Genomic DNA, 517 nt, shown 5'->3' on the forward strand with positions numbered 1-517 from the left:
GCCGGTGACGACGTCGGCGTGCTCGCGTTCGGCGACGAAGCGGGCTCCGGCGTTGTAGGGGCTGCCGCCGAAGAGGTCGACGAGCAGCAGCACGTCCTCCTCCGGGCCGACGGCGGCTGCGTAGGCCTCCAGCAGGTCCTCGGGGCCCTGGCCGGGCAGGAACGTCACGGGGGTGACGCCCTCGATCTCCCCGAGGATCATGCCGGAGGTCTTCAGCAGCGCCGGGGCCGTCTCCCCGTGCGCTGCGACGATGATCGCGACCATACGTCATCCTCCGATGGTGCGGCGGGACGGCGCCTCCGTGCGGAAGCCCGGTCCCGAAGTGATGGGTGGAGCCGGGGCGGGCGGTGCGGCGCGTCTCGGCGCGCTCAGTGTAGCTCCGCCGGAGATCGGAGGCGGGCAGGCGCGCGAGTATGACGGCGCGGCGGCGGGGTCAGACGGTGATCTCGATGCGGTTGCCCTCCGCATCCAGGAAGGCGGTCTCGTAGTAGCCGTCCCCGGTCGTGCGCGGGCCGTC

At 72.9% G+C, this 517-nt stretch carries 1 pseudogene; it reads right to left on the minus strand.

Going from position 1 to position 517, the window contains the following annotated elements:
- Positions 1-264, minus strand: a pseudogene (locus NS354_RS13040) (mannose/fructose/sorbose PTS transporter subunit IIA); the annotation flags it as partial.
- Positions 265-517 lie beyond the last annotated feature (253 nt).

Origin of the sequence: Leucobacter chromiiresistens, assembly GCF_001477055.1 — a bacterium.
Lineage (GTDB): Bacteria > Actinomycetota > Actinomycetes > Actinomycetales > Microbacteriaceae > Leucobacter > Leucobacter chromiiresistens_A.